This window comes from Actinomadura sp. KC216 (assembly GCF_004348535.1).
Classification (GTDB): Bacteria; Actinomycetota; Actinomycetes; order Streptosporangiales; family Streptosporangiaceae; genus Spirillospora.
Genome location: NZ_SMJX01000412.1, coordinates 1 through 6,499, shown reverse-complemented (window position 1 = coordinate 6,499; position 6,499 = coordinate 1). Strand labels below are relative to the sequence as shown.

General features: G+C 70.7%; 8 protein-coding genes. 4 read left to right on the top strand and 4 right to left on the bottom strand.

The features are described from left to right. The coding region (locus E1264_RS38695; RefSeq protein WP_165964606.1) for an alpha/beta hydrolase at nt 1–265 on the bottom strand (265 nt) is incomplete at its 3' end. Nucleotides 266–359: 94 nt separating this feature from the next. Between E1264_RS38695 and E1264_RS38690 the strand changes: the two genes are divergently transcribed. Beyond that, nucleotides 360–1,223: a helix-turn-helix transcriptional regulator gene (locus tag E1264_RS38690; RefSeq protein WP_243711433.1), complete on the top strand. Its 864-nt coding sequence runs from the start codon at nt 360–362 to the stop codon at nt 1,221–1,223. Here E1264_RS38690 and E1264_RS38685 read toward each other — a convergent pair. From E1264_RS38685 to E1264_RS38675, 3 genes are all read right to left on the bottom strand, one after another. Further along, nucleotides 1,186–2,349 carry a class I SAM-dependent methyltransferase gene (locus tag E1264_RS38685; RefSeq protein WP_132181898.1) on the bottom strand — a complete coding sequence of 388 codons (1,164 nt, stop codon included), beginning with the start codon at nt 2,347–2,349 and terminating at the stop codon, nt 1,186–1,188. The genes E1264_RS38690 and E1264_RS38685 overlap by 38 nt on opposite strands. A 236-nt stretch (nt 2,350–2,585) precedes the next feature. After that, nucleotides 2,586–3,242 carry a DUF4097 family beta strand repeat-containing protein gene (locus E1264_RS38680; RefSeq protein WP_132181896.1) on the bottom strand — a complete coding sequence of 219 codons (657 nt, stop codon included), beginning with the start codon at nt 3,240–3,242 and terminating at the stop codon, nt 2,586–2,588. 268 nt (nt 3,243–3,510) lie between these two features. Next, complete coding sequence (locus E1264_RS38675; RefSeq protein WP_132181894.1) at nt 3,511–3,873, bottom strand: nuclear transport factor 2 family protein; 363 nt, start codon at nt 3,871–3,873, stop codon at nt 3,511–3,513. A 190-nt stretch (nt 3,874–4,063) separates the two neighbouring features. Between E1264_RS38675 and E1264_RS38670 the strand changes: the two genes are divergently transcribed. From E1264_RS38670 to E1264_RS38660, 3 genes are all read left to right on the top strand, one after another. Then, a complete protein-coding gene (locus E1264_RS38670; RefSeq protein ID WP_132181892.1) occupies nt 4,064–5,536 on the top strand; it encodes a DNA-3-methyladenine glycosylase 2 family protein in 1,473 nt (490 codons plus the stop codon). Between the two features lie 28 nt (nt 5,537–5,564). Then, entirely contained in the window at nt 5,565–6,074 is a 510-nt protein-coding gene (locus tag E1264_RS38665) for a methylated-DNA--[protein]-cysteine S-methyltransferase (protein ID WP_132181890.1), read from the top strand. Nucleotides 6,075–6,152: 78 nt separating this feature from the next. After that, nucleotides 6,153–6,499: DNA polymerase III subunit beta (locus E1264_RS38660; protein WP_279492039.1), on the top strand; the 347-nt coding region annotated here is incomplete at its 3' end.

Sequence of the window (6,499 nt, the reverse complement as noted above, 5' to 3'; positions counted from 1 at the left end):
GTCCGGCCCGTCCCGCCCCGGAGTGTTCGATCACGGCGTTGACCTGGGCGGCGAGGGCCTCGGTGGTCAGCGGTGCGCCGTCGTCCTCGGCGGGGTCGGAACCGGCGAGGTCGGGGAGGATCACGGTGTGGTCGGCGGACAGGGCTTCGGCCCAGCCGTCCCACATGGCCGAGCCGGGACCCACGCCGTGGACCAGGACGACGGCGGGCCCGGAGCCCTCCGTGCGGTAGGTGATGCGGGCGTTTCCAACGGTCAGTTTCGTCATGCGCCCAACGCTGCCTGGGCGGGGCGGTGATGAGGAGCGGACCGCTTTGGCTAGGACAAGCGATCCCAGGCTGCGGTTCCGTAAATCGCGGAGCATGGACGGTATGGACATGGACCGCCGCGAACTCGCCGATTTCCTCCGCCGTTCCCGGGAGCGGCTGCGCCCGCAGGAGGTCGGCCTGGCGGCCGGGCCGCGGCGCCGCACGCCGGGGCTGCGGCGCGAGGAGGTGTCGCAGCTCGCGGGCATGTCCGTCGACTACTACATGCGGCTTGAGCAGGCGCGGAGCCCGCAACCGTCGGCCCAGTTGCTCGGTGCGCTGGCGCGGGCGCTCCGGTTGACGCAGGACGAGCGCGACCATCTGTACGTCCTGGCGGGGCATCGTCCGCCTGCGGGGCCGTTCGCGGGCGAGCACGTCCGGCCCGGGCTGCTGTACCTGCTCGACCGGCTGCACGAGACGCCAGCGCAGATCGTCGGTGACCTCGGGGACGTCTTGGCGCAGAACTCGATGGCCGAGTCTCTTTTCGGCTGCGTGTGCACGGTGGACGTCGGTGACCGGAACATCGTGTGGCGGTGGTTCACCGACCCGTTCGTCCGGGAGGCGTACCCGCCGGAGGAGCACGACCTGTACAGCCGCCAGCACGTCGCCGACCTGCGGGCGAGCGTGGCACGGCGCGGCAACGACGCCGTCGCGGCGGCGCTTGTCCGGCGCCTGCACGATGCCAGCGAGGAGTTCGCGGCGCTCTGGAAGCGGCACGAGGTGGCCGTGCGCCGCACCAGCCGCATGAGGGTCCTGCACCCGGAGGTCGGGGCGATCGAGTTCGACGCGGAGGCGCTGCTCACCCCGGCCGAAGATCAGCGGCTGGTCGTCTTCACGCCGCCGCCCGGGAGCCCCACCATCGAAGCCCTCGAACTCTTGCAGGTCATAGGGCCTGAGACCGCCCACCGGAGCCATGTCTGAGCCGCCAGAGGGACGTGGTCTCGGCGGCGCGGGCGGCGTGGAGGGGGTCGTCGGGGTCGGCGGCGCGCGGGTGTGCCGGCTTGGTGTCGAGCCGTCCGGTGACTTCCAGGCCGGACGTTTCGATCAGCGCGAGGAGGTCGTCGCGGGTGCGGAGCCCGAGGAGTTCGGCCAGGTCGGAGAGGATGAGCCAGCCCTCGCCGTCCGGTTCCAGATGGTCGGCGAGGCCGTTGAGGAAGCCGTTGAGCAGCCGGCCGCCCGGGTCGTAGACGGCGTGTTCGAGCGGTGAGCTGGGTTTCGCTGGTATCCAGGGCGGGTTGCAGACGATGAGCCCGGCGCGTCCTTCTGGAAACAGGTCGGCTTGGACGACGTCGACCCGGTTGGCCACGTTCAGGCGGTTGAGGTTCTCTTGGGCGCAGGCAAGCGCGCGCGGGTCGTGGTCTGTGGCGACGACTCGTTCCATACCGCGACGAGCCAGGACGGCCGCCAGGACACCCGTGCCCGTCCCGATGTCGAAGGCGCTTGTTGCCGCCGGTGGGAGTGGGGCCTCGGCGACCAGGTCCACGTATTCTCCTCTGACCGGCGAGAACACTCCGTAGTGTGGATGTATCCGGTCGTTGCCCAGCGCGGGAATGGGGACGCCCTTCTCACGCCATTCATGGGCGCCGATCAGCCCGAGCAGTTCACGCAAGGACGTGATGTAGGGCTGGTCGTCCGGCCCGTAGACCTGCGTGCAGGCGTCTTGGACGTCGGGGGCGCGGCGTAGCGGGATCACGTGTCCTGGGTCGAACGGTATGAGCAGCATGGCGAGGGTCCGCGCGCGCTGGGCACGTGCCTGGCGGTAGAGGTGGAACGCCTGCACCTGGGACGGTTCCGCCTTGCGCTGCCTGCGCCGCTGCCGCGCCGCCGTCGGGGGACGGTCGATACGCCGCGCCATCGCGTTGAGGAGCTGCCGCGCGTTCTGGAAGTCGCCGCGCCACAGCAGCGCGGTGCCTTCGCAGGCCAGCCGGTAGGCGTCGTCCGCGCGGGTCTCGTCGTCGGCGATCGTCACGCGGCGGGGCGGCGGGGCACCGCTCTCCGACCGCCAGCGGACGCGCTGGTCCCGGCCGTCCTCCCGCCAGGAGATCATCTCGTCCACGCGCCCACGGTATCGCCGGGGACGGGACGCCTGGACCTGCGAGGCCTCCGCCGGTACCCGCAAGCCTCCCGCTGGCGCCCGCAAGCTTCCGGCTGGCGCCCGCAAGCCCCTCAGCCGGTGCCCGCGGGGCCCCCGCTGGTGCCCGCGGACACCGGCTGGGCCCGTGAGGTCTCCGCCTGGGCCCCGTGAGGTCTCCGCATGGAACCGCGGGGCCTCGGCCCGGGAGGCTAGCCGCCGGATCTGACGGTGATGTCGCCGTTGTCGGTGGTCAGGTCGAGGCGGTGCGGGGCGGACGCGTCGTGGGGGATCCCGACCGTCCGGTCGCCGTTGTCGGCGCGCGCGGACACGCGGTAGCGGCCCGCCGGGACGGTCACGGTGACGCCGCCGTTGGACGTCACCGCGCGGATGTTCTGCGGCTTCGCCAGGGTGAGGGTGATCTTGCCGTTGTCGGTCCGGGCATCGACGCCGTCGCCCTTGAGGCCGCGCCCCTCGATCTTCCCGTTGTCCGTCTTCGCCTGTACGGACCCGGCGACGTCGTCCAGGTGGATGGAGCCCGAATCGGTCGACACGTTCACCGCGCCCACCCTCGTCAGCTTGATCGAGCCGCTGTCCGTGGCGCCGTCCACGGGGACGCGGCCAGGGAGGTCGATCGTGTAGCGCACCGAGCAGTTGTCGCCGCAGTCGCGGAGTCTCAGGACGCCGTTCTCGATGCGGTGCGTCTGTCCGGTCGGCTTGTCCCCGCGGTATTCGACCGTCCGGCGCAGGGACGCCTTGGATGCTCCGCCGCGCAACGTCACGCTGCCCGAATCGATGTTGTCGAGTTGTACCGCCTTGATTTCGCCGTTGAGTGCGGCGTCGTCGTCGAAGGTGGAAGCGAAGGCCATGCCGCACGCGCTGAGAGAGGTCGCGCCGACCGCGGCTAGGACGAGAACTGAAACCTGGCGACGCACGGATTCCTCCTGTTGACCCTTGGCCCGAATGCTGTCGAGCCTAGAAACGCGAGGGTCGAACAGCCTTCACGCCAGGGAGCGATGTTCGCTCTGGCTCCAGGTGCCTAGTGCCGGTTCCTGGCCTGCTACTGCCGGTGGTACGAGGGAGCGGTTCGTTCGCGGAGGGCGTGGACGGCGACGCCCTCCGCCGGCTCTGAACCGCCTAGGAGGGGACCTTGTCGAGGAACCCGTGGACGCGGTCGAAACGGCCGTCGGCGTCGAAGACCGCGACGTCGAAACCGACGACTATCGCTTCGCCTCCCTCGGGGCCCAGTTCCCAGGTGAAACGGGCCACGTTGTGGTGGGCGTCCACAGTGCCCGCGGGACGGAAGACCATGCCGGGGAACTGCTGCTGCGCCGCGCCGACGAACGCGTCGATCGCGTCGCGTCCCTCGGCGACGCCGAGCGGATCGACGTAGACGGGGCTGTCGGTCCACAGCTCGTCGATCGCGGCGCGGCGGGCGGCCGGGTCGGTCTCGTTCCAGATCGCGATGTAGTCCGTGACCCGCTGCTGAACGTCGCTCATTTCATGACTCCCATATGATCGGCCGGGTTCGTCCCGGCGACGGATCTCAGGCTGCCAAGACCCGTGCCGGAGATCGATTACCTGGGACGTCATGCACCAGGGCCGCTGCGGCGGCGGGCGCCGGTGCCAGCGGACGGTGATGTCGGAAACTCGCCAGTGGAATGCCCTGACCATCGGCGATGCTGGGGGCATGCACGAGGACGCGGAAAGGTGCGTACGGGCCGTCCAGGCCAAGGACGCCCGCTTTGACGGATGGTTCTTCACCGGGGTCGTCACCACCGGGATCTACTGCCGTCCGAGCTGCCCGGTCGTCGCCCCCAAGCCCGAGAACATGCGCTTCTACCCGAGCGCCGCCGCCGCGCAGCAGGCCGGATTCCGGGCCTGCAAGCGCTGCCGCCCCGACACCACCCCGGGCTCGCCGGAGTGGAACCATCGCGCGGACGCCGTCGCCCGCGCGATGCGGCTCATCGCCGATGGCGTGGTCGACCGCGAAGGTGTCCCCGGCCTCGCCCGGCGCCTCGGCTACAGCACACGCCAGATCGAACGCCAGCTCAACGCCGAATTGGGCGCGGGCCCACTCGCCCTGGCGCGGGCCCAGCGCGCTCAGACGGCACGGCTCCTCATCGAAACGACACTCCTCCCGATGGGTGATGTCGCGTTCGCCGCAGGGTTCGCCAGTATCCGGGCCTTCAACGAGACCGTCCGCGAGGTGTTCGCCCTAACGCCGACCGCCCTGCGCGACCGTGTCGCTAAGGGCCACCCGCCCGCCGGTTCTGGTGCGCTGTCACTGCGGCTGCCGTTCCGGGCGCCCCTCTGCCCGGACAACCTTTTCGGCCATCTCGCCGCCACCGCCGTCCCCGGCGTCGAGGAATGGCGGGACGGCGCGTACCGCCGCGCCATGCGGCTCCCCCACGGGCACGGCATCGCGACCCTCCGCCCCCAGCCGGACCACATCGCCTGCACGCTCACCCTCAGCGACCTGCGCGACCTCACCATCGCGATCAGCCGCTGCCGCTGGATGCTCGACCTCGACGCCGACCCCGTCGCCGTGGACGACCTGCTCCGCACCGACCCCGTCCTCGCGCCGCTCGTCGACAAGGCTCCCGGACGGCGCGTCCCGCGGACCGTGGACGCCCCCGAGTTCGCCGTGCGCGCCGTCCTGGGCCAGCAGGTCTCCACGGCCGCGGCCCGAACCCATGCGGGACGCCTGGTCACCGCCTACGGCGACCCCATAGCCGACCCTGGCGGGGGACTGACCCACCTCTTCCCGACCCCGTCCGCCTTGGCGAAACTCGATCCGGAAGCCCTCGCTTTCCCGAAAACGCGCCGCACCACGCTCATGACCCTTGTCGACGCGCTCGCAAGCGGCGAAATCGACCTCGGGGTAGGGAGCGACTGGGAGGAGGCCCGCGCGCGCTTGGCCGTCCTGCCCGGGTTCGGGCCGTGGACCATCGAGTCGATCGCGATGCGCGCCCTAGGGGACCCGGACGCGTTCATCCCCACCGACCTGGGAATCCGCGCCGCCGCCAAGACGCTCGACCTGCCCACGACACCCGCGGCCCTTACGCGACGTGCCGCGCAGTGGCGTCCGTGGCGCGCCTATGCCGTCCAATACCTATGGGCTACAGGCGACCACGCAATCAACCTGCTTCCTGCATCCTGAGCCCTAGAAGGAACCCGAAGGAACCCATATGGAATCGACGCACGTCATCCTGGACAGTCCTGTAGGCCCATTGACGTTGGTGGCTCTGGACGGCGCCCTGTCCGGCCTGTACATGGATCTGCAGCGGCATCGTCCATCCGAGGAAACGTTCGGTGCACCCGGCGATCCCGACACCGATCCCTTCGCGACCGCCGCCGAACAGCTCTCCGCCTACTTCGCCGGTGACCTGACCGAGTTCGACCTGCCGCTCAACCTCCAGGGCACCGAATTCCAGAAGCGCGTGTGGACGGTGCTCCAGGAGATCCCCTACGGCGAGACCACCACCTATGGGCAGCTCGCCGTCGAACTGGGTAAACCCTCAGCGTCCCGTGCCGTCGGCCTAGCCAACGGACGCAACCCGGTCAGCGTCATCGTCCCCTGCCATCGCGTCGTCGGGTCCACCGGCGACCTCACCGGCTACGGCGGCGGCCTCGACCGCAAGCGCTACCTCCTCGACTTCGAACGCAAGACCAAGATCACCGAGGACGCGTTGTTCTGAGACTGTCGGTGGCGGGGGATACCGTGCGTGACACGGCCGGAAGCGGCCCGTCCAGCAGTCGCGGAAAGGCAGGCGAAGGTGGAGTTCCGAGTCGACCGGCAGACGCTCGCCGACGCCGTGGCCTGGGCGGCCCGGACGCTGCCGGCCCGCCCCGCGCTCCCCGTCCTCGCGGGCATGCTCATCGAGGTCACCGAGCAGGGCGAGCTGACCCTGGCGGGGTTCGACTACGAGGTGTCCGCCCGCGCCAGGGAGGACGCCGGCGTCGCGGAGCCCGGCCGCGCCCTCGTCCCGGGACGGCTCCTGGCCGACATCGTCCGCAACCTCCCCCCGCACCCGGTGGAGGTCCACATGAAGGGCTCGGAGGTCGTCGTGCGCTGCGGCCCCGCCGAGTTCGGCCTGCTGACGCTCCCCGTCGAGGACTACCC